Here is a 20,415-nt window from a genome sequence, read left to right on the forward strand (position 1 = left end):
CTTTGTCCCCTAACTTTCGGCGAGTCCCCCCAGACTTTTTGAGAAGCTTCCTTTTTTCGTCTTTTTCTGACATGGGTTATATCTGTATTAAAAAGAAAAGCGTATTAACAAAAATACTGTTCAATATCTTGTTAACACACCATTGATAATTGAGTTGTATTTATTTAACAATAAACACTAAATTTATCTTAATTTTTACGCAACACAGCGAACCATAAACCCGCAACACCAGCAGTAATTAATAAACTATGAAGAGGAGACATAGGAGTAGAACTATAATGTAAATCTTGTCTCAATTCATAGCTAATGTTTTCGTAATCTACTCCATCTTCTGTGACAGGAACAATAATAACCTCTCCGTGACCCTCATCTATAATTTGCACTTCCCAGTCCCCAGGAATAGAAGTATCAGGAAGAAAAGAAAAACGGCCTTTTGCATCGGTTCTAGCTTCTAACCAAGGTTCGTCAAAATTGTTAGGTGCATAAACATAAACCTCAGCGTTATCCGCTACTTCATCGGTACTGTATGTAGTCTCGAACTCTAGCTTATCATTTAATAAATAGTTAGTGAACATGGTATGAGCGAAGGTTTGAGATGGTATTCCCAAAACACCGAACATAATAGGTAAAGCAAAAATTAGTTTTTTCATTTGACTCAAACTCACCTAGAGGATTAAAGGAAAATTAGATTCGATTATAACAAGTCTCAAGAATAACTTAGTTAGGACTCGACTTTATCCACTTAAAATAGCGATCGCTTTATGTCCATCAACAACTATTTCTTATAACTTATAACATTTTTTGGTTTCCCTATCTCAACTATAGAGATGTGGGACGACAAGAACCGTTACCGTCTTCTTTGACAATTATCGCAATGTCCGCAGTTAAACCCTTTCGCTTCTTTAATAAATCCAAAAGCATTAAGAATATATTGCCAACGACAAGAACGAGTCATTAAATACTGCTTCATTTGTTGTAATTCTTGTTGAGATTTTTTGATTATTTTACCAATATTCAACGATGATATATCAGCTATCAATTCATAATCAAATGGATTTATCCACTTGAGTTTTTTCCAACGGTACAATAAGGATGAAATTATTTCAATTTTTGGTATTTCTTCTTTAAGATCGATTATATTTCCTTGTTTTGGTATTTGATAGAAATAACGTTTTGTTTGTTGATAATTTTTATGTAATTGTTGTAAAAAATATTTGTTTCTTTGTTGATCAGTAGAATCCAACCATCCCGTGGGTTCACTAATTAAGGTTAAGGTTTTAGTGTTTTTCCCATCTCTTCCACCTCGTCCAATTTCCTGCAAATATTCCGATAATAAAAACGGTGCTTGATAATGAACAACCCAACGAACATCTGGTTTATTAATACCTAAACCAAACGCCGAAGTACAGATAACAAATTGTAATTTATCTTCTAACCACTTTTCTTCAATTTCTCTCCTTTTTAACGCACTTAAACCAGCGTGATAAGCAACTACTTTATAACCTAATTTCTGTAAATATTGACTTAATTCTTCGCTTTCAGCACGAGAACGAATATAAACCAACCCACTTTGTTTTTGTTGGCGTTTGATAAAATTGAGGAGTTGATGACGACGACAGCGAGGATTCCAAGCAATTTTTATGGCTAAACTTAGATTACTACGATAGGGACTAATGGCAAATGTTTGCGCATTTTGTAACCTTAAACTGCTTTTAATAATCTCTTGGGATTGAAGATCTGCTGTAGCGGTAAAAGCTGCGATCACTATTTTTTTACTCGATATTTTATCTTTTAATAAAGTTTGTCTAACTGCTCCTAAACGACTGTAGCTAGGTCGAAAAGTTTCTCCCCATTGCACTAAACAATGTGCCTCATCTAAAATCAGTCCGTTAATTTCGATGTGAGGTTGAATTAATAGTTGCCAAACAGGAATACTCAATAAGGTTTCAGGGGAAAGATACAGTAATCTAATTTGTTGTTTATTAATCTTATCTAAAGTTATTTTTCGTTGTCTTCTGGGTATTTCGTTGTGTAGTAATTCTATGGGTATATTTTTATTTTTTAGGTCATTAACCTGATTTTCCATTAATGCCACCAATGGAGAAATAACAATGGTTAGACCTGTTTTTAGTAAAGCAGGAAGCTGAAAACAGATAGATTTCCCTCCCCCTGTTGGCATGATAATTAAAGCATCTCTTCCCTCTAATAAACAGTTGATAACTTCTTTTTGTGGGGGTCTGAATTCTTTATAACCCCATATTTTCTCAAAAGTCTTATGAATATTCGCCCATTGTTCGCTATTAAAATTCATAATCTTTAGCTTAATAATTGTTAATCAACAACGATAATTTTCTCTAGCAATAATGTTATAATTGTTTATTAAAGATAAATAATCAATCCATTCTCCGCAGATTATGAGTCAATTTGAATTTGGAGACAGTCCCCGATGGACTCAAGAAGCAGAAAAAAAACTTAAAAGTATTCCCTTTTTTGTAAGAACTCAAGCCCGTCAGAAAATTGAGGAATTAGCTAGAGCTGCGGACTTGGATGAGATTACAGTGGAAATGGTAGAGCAAGCTCGTTTAGAATTTGGCCAATAATTAATCGGGAAACCCAAACAGTTATCTAATGATCACTGAGAAATAACTGATACCCAATCCGATTTAAATGCCCCCTTTTAGAATTGATAGCCTAAAAGCTGAAAAACCTTCTGCCTCCTGCCCCCTGCCTCCTGCCTCTTCCAGAAGATAAGATGGGTTTGATAACAGGATTTGGTATGACAACCTGAGTTCGATATAATATTGCCAAAAATCTCTCACCGAGCATTCCCATGCCGAGAAAACCTCGGCAGAGTGTCTCTTAAAAAAACTTAACTCCTAACACCGAACTCAGGTTAACAACTACTTCGATAAGGTTTCATGATTCCCGTTCAAAAAATGCAAAGGCAAAAGGTCCCATTTCAATCATTCTTTGACCGTTGCCCAAATTTGTAGTGGGAAAGTTGTGACTTTCTGAACTAATAATTGGTTTACCATAGCGAAAAGAAACAAAATAGGAGCGTTTATGCTCACTAAGGTTAAACACACAAAGAAACTCTTGTAAGGGACTACGACGGACAAAAGCTAATATATCCTCGCTTGCTTCTACCAATTCGATCGCTCCGTATTTTAAAGCCGGTTGACGGTTGCGCCACTTAACAAACCAACGGAAAAAATTAAGTAGAGAGTCAGGATCATGCTCTTGTTTGGCCACACTCAATAATTCGTAATTCTCATCTACACTTAACCAAGTTTCATCACTTTCGCTGAAACCAAAATTCTTTTGATCCGGTTCCCAAGGAATAGGGGTGCGACAACCATCTCTACCCGAAAAATAAGGGTAAAAATAAATACCGTAAGGATCTTTCATTTTTTCCAGGGAAACCGAACTTTCTGTTAAGCCTAATTCTTCTCCTTGGTAAAAACAAACCAATCCCCGTAAACTCGGTAATAAGGCGATCAACATCTTTTCCAGATAAGGCATTAAAGAGGGATCATCTGGGGCCCAACGGGACTTAGCTCGAGGAAAATCGTGGTTACTAGTGGTTAGACAGATCATTTCCCTTTCATCAGCTTCGAGGTGCAAAGATAAATCTTCAATCAGATCAGCTACTAATCTGGGTGTTAGCTTTTTATTTACTAATAACGCACAATTATAAGCGGTGTGTAATCGACGATCTCCCCGAATGTACTCTACGGTTTGGCGCATGGGTTCGCTGGTAACCACAATTTCTCCCATAGACATGGTACCCGGATATTTTTCCAGCATTTTGCGGATTCGTCGCAGAGAACGAATATTCTCCACTTGATCCATATTATGGAGATGAATATATTGAGCGTAGGGATTCATGGGAGATACCCCATCCAGTTCCGGCATTCCTTCGGTGCGGCGAGGGTTATCCACTAGATTCGTGTCGTGCATATAATAATTACAGGCATCTAATCGAAAGCCATCAACACCTTTTTCTAACCAAAACTCTCCTACTTTCATGATTTCTCGCACCACATCCGGGTTATGCCAGTTGAGATCCGGCTGAGTTTCCAGAAAGTTATGAAAATAGAATTGTTTGCGGTCCGGATGCCATTTCCAGGCGGTTCCCCCAAAAATAGATAGCCAGTCATTGGGTTTTCTGCCGTTTTGGCCGTCTGACCATACATACCAGTCTGCTTTGGGGTTATCTCGACTGGAAGAACTTTCGAGAAACCAAGGATGAATACTAGCTGTATGACTCCACACCTGATCGATGATAACTTTTAAGTTACGGGCGTGGGCTTCTTCGATCAAGGCTTCAAAATCTTCGATGTTGCCAAAACGGGGATCTACTGCGTAAAAATCGGAAACATCGTACCCGAAATCTTCCATAGGAGATTGAAAAAATGGAGTTACCCAGATAGCATCGATGGGTAAGGAAGCTAAATAATCTAATTTTTCAATAATTCCCTTTAAATCCCCAATTCCATCCCCATTACTGTCGTAAAAACTGCGAATATAAATTTCGTAAATGACGCATCCATACCACCAAGGATATTCTGGTTGTACGCTTACCATATATTAAGATGTCTCCTAAAACCTAATATAATAATTTTACCAGGATGGGGTGTTGCTTCTCTCGATTAATATAAATTATCTTTGTAAAATTAACTCATATTTATATAAAGCTACCGGACGATTAATGGCTTTGAAATAGTCGGGATCTTCGGGTGATAAATAAATGGCTGTTACCTGTTTAGCTGTTACTTTATTGGGATTAATTAATTGATAATTTGTGGTAGTTTCTACTTCATTTAGATAAATACTTATGGGTCGCTGAAACAATTGTTGTGTGATTTCTGTGGTTAAAAATTCTTCACGGTTGGGGTTTTCTTGTCCCCGACCTGTTATGGTGGAAATAAGTTGGTTATCGTCTGCTAAAAAAGTTATTTGACGGTTAGGATCTTCAGTAGAAATTTTAACTGATAAAACTTGATTGTCTCCTAGATAAGCTCTAGCAATATTCTCTCCATTGAAGGAGCGATCGGCTACTATCAAATCTTTTTGGGGGGAAAACGAAGAGAGAGAAAGAATGTTGGGAACCGGGGCTATTTGCGGTTGAAAACGAACTTTAAAAGTAAAAGGTTGATTTAAGTATTGTTCGTTTTTTTCAAAGCCTGGGGTAACAACTCGAGGAGCTAAAGGGGCTATTTGTTCCCTTAATATACTAGTAGCAGTCCAGGTTCCTGCCATCCACTCAGGATAAATTAAATCGGTTTCTGTTTGACTAACATTTAGCTTACTATTCCAGTTAGGATAATCAGCTAGACGATTTGCTATTTCCCCAGCCTGAGTAGGTTGAGGATATGCAAAAATCAAGATTAAGTTAAGAATTAAAATTACAAAAAGTTTCATTTTTATCAGTTATCAGTTGTTAATTAGATTCAATATTATCTAAAGACAAACTTAGTGTAACTTAATTCGTTAATTTTATTCCATTGTATAATTTCTTTTCTAAATTTATCCCAAGACTCGTACACTTGTTTAAAAGTAGCATCTTTACTAGCATTTTCTTCGTATAAATCAAAAGCAATGGTTTGGGCTGCCGTTAAAATCTCCTCAGAATAAGGAATTAATTGAGTCCCTCCTCGCACTAAAGATTGCAGAGCTACGCGATTTTGAGAATCGTATTGACTTAACATATTTAAGTTAGCTTCCATTGCCGCTGTTTGTAAAATGTCCTTATATTCCTGGGGTAATTTATCCCAGGCAGATCGATTAATTTGTAAGTCCAAAGTCGCTCCAGGTTCCCACCAACCGGGATAATAATAATAATTAGCAGCTTTATTTAAACCCAATTTTTCATCATCGTAGGGACCAACCCATTCAGCAGCATCGATGGCACCGGTATCCAAAGCCAGAAAAACCTCCCCTCCAGGCAAAACTTGCACATTTACCCCTAATCGGTTCATAACTTCCCCTCCCAGTCCAGGAATACGCATTTTTAAGCCTTTGAGATCGTTAACGGATTTCACCTCCCGTTTAAACCATCCCCCCATTTGCGCTCCTGTATTTCCAGCCGGAAAGCTAATCACGTTAAAATCTGCGTAGAGTTGGTGCATGGTTTCTAAACCACCCCCATGATAAAACCAAGCGTTTTGTTGTTGGGCAGTTAAACCGAAAGGCATGGCAGTTCCAAAGCCCAAAGCAGGGTTTTTTCCTACATAATAGTAACTGGGGGAGTGACCACATTCGACGGTTCCCTGCTGCACCGCGTCTAACACTTCTAACCCTGGTACAATTTCTCCTGCCGCGTAGGGGGTAATGGTAAATTTCCCGCCACTCATGGCTTTTACCCGATCGCAGACAGTTTGCGCTCCACCGAAAATGGTATCTAGGGACTTAGGCCAACTGGTTTGCATTTTCCAGCGCAGGTTAGGTAAGCTAGATGCTGTCCCGTTGCCTTCTGTGGACTGGGTTTGACAGGAACTAAGGACAGTGGCAGTGGTTGCTCCTAGTGCAGAATTACTGAGAAAGTGGCGACGTTTCATCGTTTTAGTAAGATATTTTAGGTCATGTATCAAAATAGCAGATTATCCCAAATCCGATTTAAATACCCTCTTTTAACCTGATAGCAGTTTTCATTTGCATAGATTATAAACTTTCTAGCTTTGAGGCAGGAGGCAGGAGGCAGGAGGCAGGAGTTAAATTTTAGGTTGTTCCATTCAATTGAAAATCGCTATGAGTTCGGTGTTAGGAATTGAATCTTTGTCTAAGGAGAAAATCAGGTTTGAGACGCTTAATTTTTACCAGTTGTGTATTAAACTCAAAAAAACCTATGGGATAATTTTTTCTAGACTGCCTACAAACTCAGGGTAAGAAATGGCCGCAGCTTCGGCACCGTTAATGATGGTTTTGCCTTTTGCATTTAAGGCGGCAATGGCTAAACTCATGGCAATACGATGATCACTGCAACTATCCACCTCAGCACCGTTTAAAGGGTTTCCTCCGATAATTTCTAAGCCATCCGGCAATTCAGTAATGGTTGCTCCCATTTTACCCAATTGTGAAGCAATCACTGCCAAGCGATCGCTTTCTTTAACTCTCAACTCCGCTGCATCTTTAATGATCGTTTTTCCTTCTGCAAACAGAGCCGCCACCGCTAGGATAGGTATTTCATCGATAAGGCGGGGAATAATCTCCCCTTCTATGGTACAAGCTTTTAATCGAGAAGATTTCACCCGCAGATCAGCAACTGGTTCCCCTGTGATCACCCGTTTATTTTCTAGGGTTATATTTGCTTCCATCATCTCTAAAGCTTCTAAAATACCGGTTCGGGTGGGGTTAACACCGACATTTTCGATTAATAATTCCGATTCCTCAACAATAGAGGCTGCTACCAACCAAAAAGCGGCTGAACTAATGTCTCCTGGGACGATTACCTTTTGACCGATTAATTTGGGATACCCTACAACGGTAACACTGTGGGTTGTGGGATCAATTTTTAGGGTTGCACCAAACCCTTGTAACATCCTTTCGCTGTGATCCCGAGATAAGGCTGGTTCGGTGACAGTGGTTTCCCCTTCGGTCATTAACCCTGCTAATAGGATACAAGATTTAACCTGTGCTGAGGCGATGGGGGAGCGGTAATGGATGGGTTTAAGGGTTTGTCCTTGAACCGCTAAGGGGGCCAAACGATTGTTGTTACGTCCCCATATTTGCGCCCCCATCTCTTGTAAGGGTTGGATAACACGGGACATGGGGCGTGATCGCAAAGAAGCATCTCCTGTGACACAAAAGAGGCGATGGGGGTGAGATGCTAATAGTCCCAACATCAAACGCATTGTTGTCCCAGAATTCCCTGCATCGAGTACCTCTGAGGGTTCTTGTAATTGCCCTAACCCGATACCCTGTACGGTGACTTTCTGACTGTTTAAAGGGGATATTTGCGCTCCCATAGCCCGAAAACAGTTGGCGGTACTGTGGGGATCTTCTCCTAATAGCAGCCCTTCGATGATGGTTTCTCCTTCTGCCATGGCCCCTAACATCAAAGCGCGATGGGATATGGACTTATCTCCTGGTATTTGTAGGGTTCCTTGCAGAGATAATCCTGTATGGGGAGGTGTTAGGGTCAAGATTTGCTTATTTTCTAAACTTTGGAGGTTCAGTATCGACTTAGACATAGAAATTAATGACAAAATAAAATTAACGCACTCCTCCAACGGTGGTTTTGAGCGGGTTCAAAACCATAGCTATTAGGGGTTTAACCCATAAGAAATTATAACCCCTAACACCGAACTCACCTTAACAGTTGCCTAATTTTTATGGTTTTATCTAGCCTGAGAAGGCCATGCAGATATGGAAATCATGAAGCTAAATTAAATCTTTAATAAGCGTCTAATTTGCAAATGTAAAGCGATAATAACATTACATCTCAATAAAAAATTTAATCAAAGCGTCGCCTAAAAAATAATCACCTTTACCTTAAAAGAGAAATTTTAACCCCAATCCCCCTATATTTAGTACATTCTGGTGTGTCTCCCATACCCTTTAAACAATTCTTAATGGTTATTTCTTGCCAATCTTTATAGATTAAGGGTAAGCTTATTGATAGCAATTCCTAATAAGCGGAAATTGTATTGTTTACTGAAAACCATGATGCAAACTTACGACAATCCGAACGTCAGCTACGACTGGTGGGCAGGAAATGCCAGATTTGCTGGAAAATCAGGTTTATTCATCGTTGCTCACGCAGCTCAAGGGGCATTAATAATGTTTTGGGCTGGTGCGTTTACTTTGTTTGAACTTTCTAAGTACGCTTCCGATGTACCCATGGGAGAACAAGGGTTAATTTTATTACCCCACTTAGCCACTTTGGGCTTCGGCGTAGGACAAGGAGGAGAAGTTGTTGATACATATTCCTTCTTTGTTATTGGTGTATTACACCTGATCTCCTCTGCCGTATTAGGTGCTGGTGCTTTATTTCATCTTTTAAAAGCACCCCAAGATCTACAAACCACAGAAGGAAACGCTCGTCGTTTTCATTTTGAGTGGGATGATCACAAAAAATTGGGCATTATCTTAGGCCATCATCTCTTATTTTTGGGTATCGCTGCCTTGTTATTGGTAGGAAAAGCCATGTTCTGGGGCGGTTTATACGACTCCACCACACAGGCAGTTCGTTTAGTTACCGAACCCACCTTAGATCCCTTAGTGATCTATGGCTATCAAACCCATTTTGCTACCGTTAACAGTCTAGAAGACTTAGTTGGTGGTCATGTTTTTGTGGGTTTCCTATTGGTTGCTGGTGGTATCTGGCACATCATTGTTCCTCCCATGGCATGGGCGAGAAAAGCTCTTATTTTCTCCGGAGAAGCTATCTTATCCTACTCTTTAGGCGGTATTGCTTTAGCCGGGTTTGTAGCAGCTTATTTCTGTGCGGTTAATACCTTAGCTTATCCTCCTGAGTTCTACGGTCCCGTATTGGAAGTGAAATTAGGCATTAGCCCTTACTTTGCTGACACTGCAAACATAGAATTTGGTGGACACACCGCTCGCGCCTGGTTAGCGAATACACACTTCTTCTTAGCCTTTTTCTTCTTACAAGGTCATCTATGGCACGCTTTACGGGCTATGGGTTTTGACTTCAAAAAAGTAGAAAACGCGCTCAACAACTTTGAGCAAGTGTAAGTAAATAAAAAGGAGTTAAGGGGTGTCTAGAGGTTTTTTAAATACGCCAAACAGACATCCGCTTAACTTTCCTATTGAACTCTATCTCAATTGTGCCTTAAATCGTCCTCAATTTGGAGTTTGTTATGTCTTCTGTTCCCACTGCTTTATGGTTAAGTGTCAGTCCTATATTACAGAGGTTTAACCGTCCTTTAATCAGTCAACTGTCCCAAAATCATGCCATCGCTTTATGGGAATACAATCAAACCCCAGATGAACCCATTACCCTTGAAGTTGCTTGTGTGCTGCTACACGACTACCTCAAACAGCTAAACCAACCAGTACATCTAATTGGTCATAGTACCAGTGCTTGGTTAGGGATGATTTACGCACAACGTCATCCCGAGAGAGTCAAGTCGTTGACATTGTTATCGGTGGGAGCTAATTTGGCAGTGGACTGGCAAAGTCATTACTATGCTATGTTCAAGACCTTACCCTGCGATCGCCACACGATTTTGACCCAAATGGTTTATACCCTATTTGGCCGTCAATGTCCTTTTAAAAGCGAGTTATTAATCTATCTCTTAGAACAAGATTTATTGTCATCTCCTTCTCCCAATACATTAGTAGAACAGGTTGGTGTTACACCTCAGTTGATGTCGGTGCCATTATTTGTTGGGGGTAGCAGAGATGATATGGTTGTTTCTCCATATCAATTAAATGCTTGGAAACCTTGGCTAAAATCAGGGGATGTTTTATGGGAATGTTCTCAAGGAAGGCATTTTTTCCATTACATGAATTCTAAATTAGTGAGTGAGAAAGTTATAAATTTTTGGCAGAGTTTGGAGGAAAAAATATTAGATCCTAAAATGTTTCAGTCGGTTTCATAGTCACCGCATCAGTATCAAAAACTAAGGCGTTGTTTGTTGATTTAATTAGTGTTACGAGGAAACGAGGAATTCCCGTGACATTCTAAACGCAATGTCTAGTGCCATAACTTCCGTCTGTGGAGGGCGTTACCTAAAATGTCTTTCCAGCAACTTCTTTGTCTCATTTAGAGAGGATTTATGATAATGCAAGAGATTATTATGATCCAAATGGGTTGGATTTGTCCCTTACTTATTTGGTTAGTTTTGGTATGTTTTTTTTGTGCCATTTTCTTTGCTATCGAAGATGGATATTTATACTTGCGAAAACTGCACCAAATTCCTTGCGATCGCTGTTCTTTTCATACAGGAGAAACCTGTCTAAAGTGTACTGTACATCCCTACAAAGCTTTTACAGAAGAGGCTATTCTTTGCGAAGATTGGGAAGCTAGATACGCTCATCACTCTTGATTGCGACTAGCAAGATTAATGCGATCGCTCAAGGTGGATAAGTGCTGAGAAAGTTCCCAATCTTTTTTTTGTAACTTAGAGATTTTGTCACAACTATACAAAACCGTTGTGTGGTCTTTTCCCCCAAATTCTTCCCCAATTCTGGGTAAACTCAGATCCGTATGTTGACGCATCAAATACATTCCAATTTGTCGAGCTAAACTAATTTCTCGGCGGCGTGAACTGCTTTTTAAATCCTCGACAGATAGGTGAAAATTTTCGGCAACAATGGTGATAATGATTTCGGGGGAAGCAGTGACTTGTTCCATAGGAGGATTTAACACAGGGGCAATATTTTCTACTGTCATTGATAGTCCAGAAATAGAAATATAGGTGACAGTGCGAATTAATGCTCCCTCTAATTCCCGAATATTAGATGTATAATTGGTGGCGATATATTCGATAACATCCCGAGGCAATTTAATGTTTTCGTATTCTGCTTTTTTTTGTAGAATAGCCATCCTCGTTTCTAAATCTGGTACTTGAATATCGGCAATCAAACCCATAGAAAAACGAGACACCAATCTATCTTGTAAACTGGGGATTCTTTTGGGAGGTCGATCAGAGGCAATGACCACTTGTTTTCCTGCTTCGTGTAAAGTATTAAAGGTATGAAAAAATTCTTCTTGGGTGTATTCTTTATCTTCGATAAATTGGATATCGTCCACCAATAAAATGTCAGCAGTTCGATAATGACCTCGAAAAATCTCCATACTATCTTGACGGATAGAGGCAATTAAATCGTTAGTAAATTGTTCTGTAGAAACATAAAAAACATTAGCTTTGGGATACAGTTCTAGACGATAATGGGCGATCGCTTGCATTAAATGGGTTTTACCTAATCCAACCCCACCACACAAAAATAAAGGATTAAACTCTCTTCCTGGTGATTCAGCAACGGCCAAAGAAGCAGCATGAGCCATTCTATTAGTTGGACCGACTACAAAACGTAAAAAATTATAGTTGGGGTTTAATTGATTAGGTTTAGGTGAGTCTTCAACAGCTTTATTGCGGTTATTATTAGAAAGAGAATCGTGGTTATTTTTATCAATAATTTTTAGATTCTGCTCTTGACCAGTAGTCAATTTAACCTTCACTTGATAACCAACAATAGCTTCTATTTCTTCTATAATCAAAGAATAATATGTTTTTTGTAAATGATTAAGAATAAAAGTATTTTCTACTCGAATAACTAAACAATTGTCTCGCCCATTTTCTACGGTTGCTGAAGCGAACCAAGTTTCATAAGCAGTAGGATTTAATCGTAATTTGAGACGATTAAGCACTTGACTCCAAATATATTGAGGTGAAATAGTCATTATGCAAATTAGACCTTGGCAATAGAATAAAATTGGATAATAAAATTTACTGAAAAATTGGTGTTCTCAATTGCAATGTCAGAATTTTGTTAGACCAATTAATGATTTAAATTATCCCAACAGCAAACAACAAATAGACAACAATAAAAATAAGGGTTAGGAATTTAGGATAGTTAAGCACCAAATTATATCAGTTTTGGTAATTCCTAGTAAACCCATTAAAACAAAGTCATACCTACTATGATTTATTTTGAATGATAATAGACTACCTGCATCAAAAGGTTTAAGATAATATAAAGATTCATAACGACTCTGAGATTTAAAGATCTCGAAAAACATCTTTATTAATTCTATTCTTAACCACCTAAAGCAATCTGATGAAATTTTCTTATTTACTAACTAATCTACTATTGTCCACAGGGACAATTTTAACCTTAAACCAACCAGCGAACGCTACTCTAACCAGTAACTTGACGGTTGAGATTGAGGGTTTAAGCAACACCAAAGGACAAGTTTGCTTCAGTCTCTTTTCTAGTGGAAGAGGATTTCCCGATAGTAAAGACGACGCAGTTAACACCCAATGCGTCAAAATCACAGATAAGTTATTAGAAGTCACTTTTGATAATTTACAACCTCAAACCTACGCAGTGGCTGTTTTTTGGGACGATAACGAAGATGGGGAACTAAACCGCAATTTTCTCGGCATTCCTACGGAAAAATTTGGCTTTTCCAGTAATCCAGTTATTACAACTGGTCCCCCAAAGTTTGGTGACTCTGCTGTTATAGTAGTAGGTAAAAATACGCGAATTTCTATTCAGCTACGTTCTTTAATTTAGCACAGTAGTAATTTTAACACCTATCCGATTTGTATTAACACATAAACAATCAGGACAACCATAAATTATGGTTGTCTTTTTATATGTTAAAAATTCCTTATTAAATAGGGATTAACTATAAAAGTTACTATAGACTCGACAAATTAACAGAAGCCCTAAAGGTTCACTAGAAATAGTGACTTTTTATACAAAAATGAATCCCCTAACTCGTATTTGTTTAGGAATTTCTTGTGTTTTAATTCCTTTGATACCTCGACCAGTTTTAAGTGCAGAAACCCTCTATTTTATTTATGGTCCATTCAAATTCCCCCTGTCTGTTGAGTCTTTAGAAATTTATGCAGAAGAAGGAAGAATAACCAAAGAATTTGCTTTTTTTGCCAGTCAGTTCGATGAAAAAACCCTGATTGAATTGCGAGAAACATTACAGAAAAGATACAAGATAGATGGAGTAAGGTTTGCTAGGTTATTACGAACTCCTTTGATGAAAGACTTATTAAAAAGTATGGGAGAAATATTTAGTACCCATCCTAATCATAACGGATTTTATGCCATTCGTGGAGCATTAATTTCCGCCGCCATTGAGCAATCAGAGGAAGGATGGACAGCGATCGATATTATGAAAGCATTTCCCACAGAAGGTATTGTAATTAATACAGAACTTGCTACAAAAATGATGGAAAATAGTGAATTTTAGGATTATTTGTCGTGAAAAGAAGAGAGTTTTTAATTCAATCGTCCCTTGCCGCCATAACTGCTATCGCTTCTCATCAATTACCGAGTCAATCCACTCCTATCTATAAACAGTATAAATCCTATAAAAGTTGGAAAAGTAGTAATATTTTTTTACAGGGAATTAATGCGCCTGTTTTTGAAGAAGTGGAAATTAATAATTTAAAAACATCGGGTAAAGTTCCTGAAGAATTACAGGGAATGTATCTAAGAAATGGTCCTAATCCCATGTTTAAGCCAAGTTCTTATAATTATCCCTTAGAAGGGGATGGAATGCTTCATAGTATTAACTTTAACCGAGGAAAAGTTAGTTATAAAAACCGTTGGATTCAAACCCGTGGACTAACTTACGAAATGTTTGAAGGACAAGAAATTACTGAGTTAAAATTTAAAAATTATGCTAATACTAACATAATCGGTTACGGTAATAAATTGTTAGCTTTATACGAAATTGGCTTACCCTATGCAATCGATAATAACCTAGAAACTGTTGGTGAGTGGGACTTCAATGGACAACTGGAACAATCAATGACTGCTCATCCGAAATTGGATCCAAAAACTGGAGAGTTACATTTTTACCGGTATTCTTTTTTTAATTCCCCTTATTTGCATTATTATATTGCCGATAAAAACGGCAACATTATTAGAAAAACCCCTATCAATGTTTCTGAACCTGTAATGTTTCACGATATGGTCATTACAGACAATTATGCTATTTTCTTTCATTGTCCTCTTGTTTTCAATTTACAACAGGCAAAAGAGGAAAATCAGCCTTTTGTTTGGCAACCTCAAGCAGGAACCACGGTTATTTTAGTTGATCGTCATAATAATGATAAAAAGCCAATTTATCTACAAACCGACGCTTTTTGGGTTTGGCATTTTATGAATGGATTTGAAGAAAATGGAAAAGTAATTATTGATTTTGTTCACTACCCTAAAATTAATATGGAAAGTCATTGGCAAGCTATTTTAAACAATAAATCGAACCTACAAAGAATGACAATAGATCTAAAAACTCAGCAAATTATTTCAGAAAGTTTAGATGATCATTATGTGGATTTTCCTACCATCAATAACGATAAAATAGGTCAAGCTTATAGTTTTGGGTATGCTCCTTATATTGACACAGAACTACTATCAAAAAGAAAAATACCCAATTATTTTCCCTCATTAATTCAATATGATCTAGCTAAAAAAACTCATAAAATTCATCAATTCAAACCAGGATGCTACGGTGGTGAAGCAGCGTTTATTCCCAGTTCCAAGGGTGAATCGGAATTAGATGGTTATGTTGTTACCTTTGTGTATAATGAAAATACTAACACCAGTGATTTTGTGATCATTGACCCGAGAAATTTTGCATCTGAACCCATTGCCACTGTTCATTTACCAGTTCGTGTTCCTGGTGGTTTTCATGGTAATTGGATTCCTAATATGTAGACGAAATAAAAGAGAAAAGACTTATCATCTTTTCCCTGAAAACTTAGAGTATATTAGATTAGTATTTAGGACTAAACACCAACTTTTAATAAAGCCTCTTTGAGCAAAGCCGCTTTATCTGTTGCTTCCCAGGGAAGGTCGAGATCGTTGCGTCCAAAATGACCGTAGGCAGCCACATCTTGATAAAAACGTCCGTCCCGTTGGGAAGGCAGTTCACGGAGTTTCAAGAACTGAATAATACCAGCAGGTCGTAACTCAAACATTTCCTTAACCACTTCTAGTAACTGGGTTTCATCCACTTTCCCTGTTCCAAAGGTTTCTACCAAAATACTAACAGGACGAGCAACCCCAATGGCGTAGCTAAGTTGAACCTCGCACTTATCTGCTAAACCAGCAGCCACAATATTTTTAGCCACATAACGACAAGCGTAGGCAGCGGAGCGGTCTACTTTGGTGGGATCTTTACCGGAAAACGCCCCACCACCGTGACGAGAATAGCCACCGTAAGTATCTACGATAATTTTACGACCGGTTAACCCTGCATCCCCTTGGGGACCGCCGATAACGAATTTCCCGGTGGGATTAACTAGATAACGGGTATCTTGAGACGCTTTGATATCGTTATCTGCTAAGACTGGTAAAATCACCGCATCCCAGAGATCAGATTTAATTTTAGCTTGAACTGCCTCGTTATCGGTTATGGAACCAATGGTTTCGTCGTGTTGCGTAGAGATGAGAATGGTATCGATGCCAACAGGAATACCATTTTCGTAGACGATGGAAACTTGGGTTTTGCCATCGGGGCGTAAATAGCTTAAATCACCGGTTTTACGGACTGCCGCTAAACGACGGGAGAAACGATGAGCTAAACTGATGGGTAGGGGCATTAGTTCTGGGGTTTCGTTGCAAGCATAACCAAACATAATGCCTTGGTCACCAGCACCGATTTGATCTAATTCGTCGTCGCTAAGGTCTTTACGCTGTTCCCGAGCTTGACTCACACCTTGGGCAATGTCAGGGGACTGTTCGTCTAAAGCGACTAAAACAGAACAGCTATTGGCAGAGAAACCGTTATCAGCATCAGTGTAACCAATCTCTGCAATTTTTTTGCGGACTAAATCCACAAAGTTAACATTTGCTTCAGAGGTAACCTCCCCTGTGATCAAGACTAAACCTGTGTTTACTACTACTTCAGCCGCTACCCGACTCTGATCATCGTGGTAGAGGAGGGTATCAATAATAGTGTCAGAGATTTGGTCACAAATTTTATCGGGATGTCCTTCAGTAACAGATTCAGAAGTAAATAAATAACGATTAGACAATTTTGCTTTACCCTCTCTAATAACGATACATGATGACAAACTTTTGTTAATGTAACATCATACACCCTAAAATCCGAATTAAGCAGAAGTTTATCTTTTTGTTGGATGAGCTTTATGGTTTAACTCAGTACTATTTCCTCGATTCGAGTGATAATAGTATCTGCTTGAGCAAGATGAGGGGCATGATTATTAGCCCAACAAATACCGATCGCCCCTGCAACTCCTGCTTCTTTGGCCATGAGGATATCTCCTTGGGAGTCCCCTACCATCAACGTTTTATCGGGGGATGTCATTAAAGTTCGACACGCTTTAATAAATAGTTGGGGGTCTGGTTTACTTAATCCTTGATCCCCTCCTATCATTGATTGAATGTAATCAGAAAGACTATGTTCCCGCACAAAATTTTCTACGTCCTGGGTGGGGGCTGCTGACAAAATTCCTAGTTTTAATCCGGCGTTCCATAAGGCTTTTAACACATCTAAACTGCCAGAAAATAAAGGGGAGGTGGTGCGATCTTTTTTGAGATATTGATCTACTTCTGTGAAGGTGTTTTGAACAATTTCTAGGGCTGAAAACCAACTTTTTCCTGTTTCTGCAATGTAAGCTGCGGCTGCAATTATGTTGTCTTGACGACTGCCTACAGCCATTAAACCAGTAGGATCTAATTGGTCGTTTTGCAAGCCAAAGGATTTTAGTATTGGTTCCCCGATACCTGGTATTTTGCTATCTAATAAACGGGCGCGGTGAATACTTAATTCTCGCAAAAAGTTATTGGAGTCTTCTAAGGTACCGTCTTTATCAAAAATAATGGCTTCGATATTTTTAAACTCAATATTACCACAGCGAATATTTATCAAAATTTATCCTCTTAACTTGTACTTTTTAGATCGTAACAGGAAATTATACATAAATTGCCTGTTCTTGAACAGTAAATTTGATGGCATAATGGCTGAGTTTATTAGTGATGGTTTTGCTGACTAATTCTAATAGTTTTAGCCGACTGAGTAGAGAAAAAATTGACCAGCTAAATCGATTACAGTCAATAGAACTATTAATCCTAGCCAGTTTTGATAGGGAGGAATAATCTTATCGTAAATAACTTTGAACTCGCTAGAGAAAATATTTTCAATAACGTTTCCTAAAATCTTAGGCAACAAAAATAATAATGGTATCTATGTCTATACTAAACGAAATACTATCATTCATCTTTTTCTGCTACTTAATATATCAACAATTTTGCTGAATTAAAAACTTTTTAAAACAGTTACAATAATACATCTTAACATCTTGTAAAGCATTAACGTGCAATTCCGCCAAAATATCCGCTATCATGAATCAATCATAAATAATAATTTGTGTTTCACCATAAAGACAAAGATCTCACTAAAGAAAAAAATGATAATGGAGCAATCTAGACAAGCACAGTGTTAAAAGGTTTTCAACATCAAGAAATAAGCAATTAAGTATATTTATGCTCATAAGCTGCTAAAATTATTAGCAGAAGACTGATAAAACTATTATACTTACTTAATGGCTTATCTCACTCTCCTTTTTTTATAGCTACTATGGAAGAACAATGATTGAAAAATATTTCAAGACACTTAAAAGCAAATTTTTTATGAATCAGAAAAACCTTTTGCAATACCGATTATGAAGTTGTTAGTAAAAACTACCGCATGAGGACTTTCAATGGTGATGGAACAACGAATACAACAACTACGCCAACAACTACAAAAAGCAAGTTATGCCTATTATGTTCTTGATGATCCCATCATGGAAGACTCTATTTATGATCAATTATATAGAGAACTAGATAAATTAGAACAAGAAAATCCTCCCTTAATAACCCCTGATAGTCCCACCCAAAGAGTAGGGGATAAACCTGCCTCTCAATTTATTTCTATTAACCATAATATTCCTCTTTATAGTTTAGAAAATGCCTTCAATTTAGAAGATTTGCAAGCATGGGAAAAGCGGTGGCGACGTTACACTGAAGAGGAAAATATAGCATCAGTTGAATATGTTTGTGAATTAAAAATTGATGGTTCTGCTGTAGCTTTAACCTACGAAAACGGTTTACTAATTCGGGGAGTAACTCGAGGAGATGGAACCACAGGAGAAGACATCACCCAAAATGTTCGTACAATCCGTTCTATTCCTTTAAAATTAAATTTAGATAATCCTCCCCCCATTCTAGAAGTTCGAGGGGAGGCCTTTTTACCCATAGATGAATTCAACCGCATCAATGGAGAAAGAGAAGAAAAAGAAGAACCCTTATTTGCTAATCCCCGTAACGCAGCGGCAGGAACTTTACGACAGTTAGACTCCAAAATTGTCTATCAAAGACGCTTACAATTTTTTGCCTATACTTTACACCTTGAAAGCACAGAAATTACTAATCAATGGGAATCTTTAAACTACTTACAAAACAGTGGTTTTTTAGTTAATCCTCACCGAAAATTATGCCGATCGCTTGAGGAAATAACAGAGTATTTTCAGCAGTGGGAAACCGATAGAAAAGAGTTACCCTACATGACAGATGGTGTGGTAGTAAAAATTAATGATTATTCCTGGCAAAAAACCCTAGGATTTACCCAGAAATTTCCCCGTTGGGCCATCGCCCTAAAATACCCCGCAGAAGAAGTCCCCACCACAGTTAAGGATATCATCGTTAACGTGGGAAGAACAGGGGCTGTTACCCCTATGGCTGTCATGGAACCAGTACATCTGGCTGGAACGACAGTACAAAAAGCTACCCTCCATAACAGCGATCGCATTAGTCAACTAGACATCCGTGTGGGGGATACGGTGATCATTCGCAAAGCAGGGGAGATTATTCCCGAAGTTGTTCGAGTTTTAACGGAGTTGCGCCCTCCTAACAGCCAATTCTATCAAATGCCCAATATCTGCCCAGAGTGTAATTCTCCCCTGAAACGTCCTCCAAAAGAAGCAGTTACTCGTTGCATGAATCTCTCCTGTGGCGCAATTTTGCGGGGTAGTTTGGTGCATTGGGCTTCACGGGATGCTTTGGACATTCGGGGTTTGGGAGAAAAAATTGTTATTTTATTGATCGATAACGGTTTAGTTGATTCTATTGTTGATTTATACAATTTAACGTCAGAAAAAATCGCTCATTTAGAACGCATGGGTGATAAATCGGCTAATAATTTAATTAATGCCATCGAAGGTAGTAAAAAAAGACCTTTTGCACGGGTTTTATATGGTTTAGGTATTCGTTATGTAGGGAGTGTTAATGCCAATTTATTGGCGAATAATTTTTCTAGTATTGATCAATTGTCTCAAGCTTCTTTCTCCGATTTAAGTTCTGTTTATGGTGTAGGAGAGGAAATTGCACAATCCATTATTGACTGGTTTAGTATTGAAAAAAACTGTGATCTAATTCAGCAATTAAAGGAAGTTGGGTTACAATTAGAAACAACTCAGACCAAGATAAATAATGTTGATGCTTCCCTAACTCCCTTTTCAAAGAAAATTTTTGTTATCACTGGAACATTACCCACATTGAAACGAAATGACGCTAAAGTATTGATTGTTGAGGCAGGGGGGACAGTAACCAATTCCGTTAGCAAAAAAACTGATTACTTATTAGTAGGAGAAAGTCCAGGATCAAAACTAACTCAAGCAGAGAAATTAGGAATTACTAAACTTAGTGAAGAAGAATTTTTACGTTTTCTTAAATCAGAGTAATCGATCA

The 20,415-nt window shown here is 38.1% G+C and carries 17 protein-coding genes; 8 read left to right on the forward strand and 9 right to left on the reverse strand.

The genetic code is table 11. The features are described 5' to 3' along the window. Positions 1–188 precede the first annotated feature (188 nt). Both P9B04_RS13905 and P9B04_RS13910 read right to left on the reverse strand, forming a co-directional pair. Positions 189–650: a hypothetical protein gene (locus P9B04_RS13905; RefSeq protein ID WP_342055586.1), complete on the reverse strand. Its 462-nt coding sequence runs from the start codon at positions 648–650 to the stop codon at positions 189–191. Between the two features lie 197 nt (positions 651–847). Next, a complete protein-coding gene (locus P9B04_RS13910; protein ID WP_342055587.1) occupies positions 848–2,311 on the reverse strand; it encodes a RecQ family ATP-dependent DNA helicase in 1,464 nt (487 codons plus the stop codon). 103 nt (positions 2,312–2,414) lie between these two features. Between P9B04_RS13910 and P9B04_RS13915 the strand changes: the two genes are divergently transcribed. Next, complete coding sequence (locus tag P9B04_RS13915) at positions 2,415–2,600, forward strand: PCP reductase family protein (RefSeq protein ID WP_342055588.1); 186 nt, start codon at positions 2,415–2,417, stop codon at positions 2,598–2,600. Between the two features lie 316 nt (positions 2,601–2,916). Here P9B04_RS13915 and P9B04_RS13920 read toward each other — a convergent pair whose 3' ends face one another. From P9B04_RS13920 to aroA, 4 genes are all read right to left on the reverse strand, one after another. Then, the gene (locus P9B04_RS13920; RefSeq protein WP_342055589.1) at positions 2,917–4,587 is read right to left on the reverse strand and encodes an alpha-glucosidase; all 1,671 of its coding nucleotides are present in this window, start codon (positions 4,585–4,587) and stop codon (positions 2,917–2,919) included. A gap of 75 nt (positions 4,588–4,662) precedes the next feature. Beyond that, positions 4,663–5,424 carry a DUF6816 family protein gene (locus P9B04_RS13925; RefSeq protein ID WP_342055590.1) on the reverse strand — a complete coding sequence of 254 codons (762 nt, stop codon included), beginning with the start codon at positions 5,422–5,424 and terminating at the stop codon, positions 4,663–4,665. Between the two features lie 35 nt (positions 5,425–5,459). Continuing rightward, on the reverse strand, positions 5,460–6,560 hold the full coding sequence (locus tag P9B04_RS13930; RefSeq protein WP_342055591.1) for a TRAP transporter substrate-binding protein: 1,101 nt from the start codon (positions 6,558–6,560) through the stop codon (positions 5,460–5,462). Positions 6,561–6,845: 285 nt separating this feature from the next. Then, complete coding sequence (gene aroA, locus P9B04_RS13935; protein ID WP_342055592.1) at positions 6,846–8,192, reverse strand: 3-phosphoshikimate 1-carboxyvinyltransferase; 1,347 nt, start codon at positions 8,190–8,192, stop codon at positions 6,846–6,848. Between the two features lie 475 nt (positions 8,193–8,667). Between aroA and P9B04_RS13940 the strand changes: the two genes are divergently transcribed. The 3 genes from P9B04_RS13940 to P9B04_RS13950 all read left to right on the forward strand — a co-directional run bounded on the left by P9B04_RS13940 (position 8,668) and on the right by P9B04_RS13950 (position 11,015). Further along, positions 8,668–9,699: a chlorophyll a/b binding light-harvesting protein gene (locus tag P9B04_RS13940; RefSeq protein ID WP_342055611.1), complete on the forward strand. Its 1,032-nt coding sequence runs from the start codon at positions 8,668–8,670 to the stop codon at positions 9,697–9,699. Between the two features lie 125 nt (positions 9,700–9,824). Then, positions 9,825–10,568, forward strand: coding sequence for an alpha/beta fold hydrolase (locus P9B04_RS13945; protein ID WP_342055593.1), 744 nt, complete (start codon positions 9,825–9,827; stop codon positions 10,566–10,568). A 183-nt stretch (positions 10,569–10,751) separates the two neighbouring features. Continuing rightward, on the forward strand, positions 10,752–11,015 hold the full coding sequence (locus tag P9B04_RS13950; RefSeq protein ID WP_342055594.1) for a hypothetical protein: 264 nt from the start codon (positions 10,752–10,754) through the stop codon (positions 11,013–11,015). On the opposite strand, the gene dnaA is transcribed toward P9B04_RS13950, so the two are convergent. Next, on the reverse strand, positions 11,006–12,373 hold the full coding sequence (gene dnaA / locus P9B04_RS13955) for a chromosomal replication initiator protein DnaA (protein ID WP_342055595.1): 1,368 nt from the start codon (positions 12,371–12,373) through the stop codon (positions 11,006–11,008). The genes P9B04_RS13950 and dnaA overlap by 10 nt on opposite strands. Before the next feature lie 377 nt (positions 12,374–12,750). Between dnaA and P9B04_RS13960 the strand changes: the two genes are divergently transcribed. The 3 genes from P9B04_RS13960 to P9B04_RS13970 all read left to right on the forward strand — a co-directional run bounded on the left by P9B04_RS13960 (position 12,751) and on the right by P9B04_RS13970 (position 15,378). Beyond that, positions 12,751–13,209 (forward strand): DUF2141 domain-containing protein, encoded by a 459-nt coding sequence (locus P9B04_RS13960; protein WP_342055596.1) that lies wholly within the window; start codon positions 12,751–12,753, stop codon positions 13,207–13,209. Positions 13,210–13,402: 193 nt separating this feature from the next. Then, the gene (locus P9B04_RS13965) at positions 13,403–13,903 is read left to right on the forward strand and encodes an alpha/beta hydrolase (protein WP_342055597.1); all 501 of its coding nucleotides are present in this window, start codon (positions 13,403–13,405) and stop codon (positions 13,901–13,903) included. 11 nt (positions 13,904–13,914) lie between these two features. Beyond that, positions 13,915–15,378, forward strand: coding sequence for a carotenoid oxygenase family protein (locus P9B04_RS13970; RefSeq protein WP_342055598.1), 1,464 nt, complete (start codon positions 13,915–13,917; stop codon positions 15,376–15,378). Positions 15,379–15,449: 71 nt separating this feature from the next. Here P9B04_RS13970 and metK read toward each other — a convergent pair whose 3' ends face one another. Continuing rightward, positions 15,450–16,700: a methionine adenosyltransferase gene (metK, locus tag P9B04_RS13975; RefSeq protein WP_342055599.1), complete on the reverse strand. Its 1,251-nt coding sequence runs from the start codon at positions 16,698–16,700 to the stop codon at positions 15,450–15,452. A gap of 119 nt (positions 16,701–16,819) precedes the next feature. Continuing rightward, the gene (locus P9B04_RS13980) at positions 16,820–17,557 is read right to left on the reverse strand and encodes an HAD family hydrolase (RefSeq protein WP_342055600.1); all 738 of its coding nucleotides are present in this window, start codon (positions 17,555–17,557) and stop codon (positions 16,820–16,822) included. An 832-nt stretch (positions 17,558–18,389) separates the two neighbouring features. On the opposite strand from P9B04_RS13980, the gene ligA reads away from it, so the two are divergent. Then, positions 18,390–20,408 carry an NAD-dependent DNA ligase LigA gene (ligA, locus tag P9B04_RS13985; protein WP_342055601.1) on the forward strand — a complete coding sequence of 673 codons (2,019 nt, stop codon included), beginning with the start codon at positions 18,390–18,392 and terminating at the stop codon, positions 20,406–20,408. Positions 20,409–20,415: the final 7 nt, after the last annotated feature.

It is taken from the genome of Crocosphaera sp. Alani8, assembly GCF_038442745.1.
Lineage (GTDB): Bacteria > Cyanobacteriota > Cyanobacteriia > Cyanobacteriales > Microcystaceae > Crocosphaera.

Bases quoted from the DNA above. Each gene is read 5' to 3' on its own strand.
- P9B04_RS13905 (WP_342055586.1), bottom strand. From the start codon at position 650: ATGAAAAAACTAATTTTTGCTTTACCTATTATGTTCGGTGTTTTGGGA.
- P9B04_RS13910 (WP_342055587.1), bottom strand. From the start codon at position 2,311: ATGAATTTTAATAGCGAACAATGGGCGAATATTCATAAGACTTTTGAG.
- P9B04_RS13915 (WP_342055588.1), top strand. From the start codon at position 2,415: ATGAGTCAATTTGAATTTGGAGACAGTCCCCGATGGACTCAAGAAGCA.
- P9B04_RS13920 (WP_342055589.1), bottom strand. From the start codon at position 4,587: ATGGTAAGCGTACAACCAGAATATCCTTGGTGGTATGGATGCGTCATT.
- P9B04_RS13925 (WP_342055590.1), bottom strand. From the start codon at position 5,424: ATGAAACTTTTTGTAATTTTAATTCTTAACTTAATCTTGATTTTTGCA.
- P9B04_RS13930 (WP_342055591.1), bottom strand. From the start codon at position 6,560: ATGAAACGTCGCCACTTTCTCAGTAATTCTGCACTAGGAGCAACCACT.
- aroA (WP_342055592.1), bottom strand. From the start codon at position 8,192: ATGTCTAAGTCGATACTGAACCTCCAAAGTTTAGAAAATAAGCAAATC.
- P9B04_RS13940 (WP_342055611.1), top strand. From the start codon at position 8,668: ATGCAAACTTACGACAATCCGAACGTCAGCTACGACTGGTGGGCAGGA.
- P9B04_RS13945 (WP_342055593.1), top strand. From the start codon at position 9,825: ATGTCTTCTGTTCCCACTGCTTTATGGTTAAGTGTCAGTCCTATATTA.
- P9B04_RS13950 (WP_342055594.1), top strand. From the start codon at position 10,752: ATGCAAGAGATTATTATGATCCAAATGGGTTGGATTTGTCCCTTACTT.
- dnaA (WP_342055595.1), bottom strand. From the start codon at position 12,373: ATGACTATTTCACCTCAATATATTTGGAGTCAAGTGCTTAATCGTCTC.
- P9B04_RS13960 (WP_342055596.1), top strand. From the start codon at position 12,751: ATGAAATTTTCTTATTTACTAACTAATCTACTATTGTCCACAGGGACA.
- P9B04_RS13965 (WP_342055597.1), top strand. From the start codon at position 13,403: ATGAATCCCCTAACTCGTATTTGTTTAGGAATTTCTTGTGTTTTAATT.
- ligA (WP_342055601.1), top strand. From the start codon at position 18,390: ATGGTGATGGAACAACGAATACAACAACTACGCCAACAACTACAAAAA.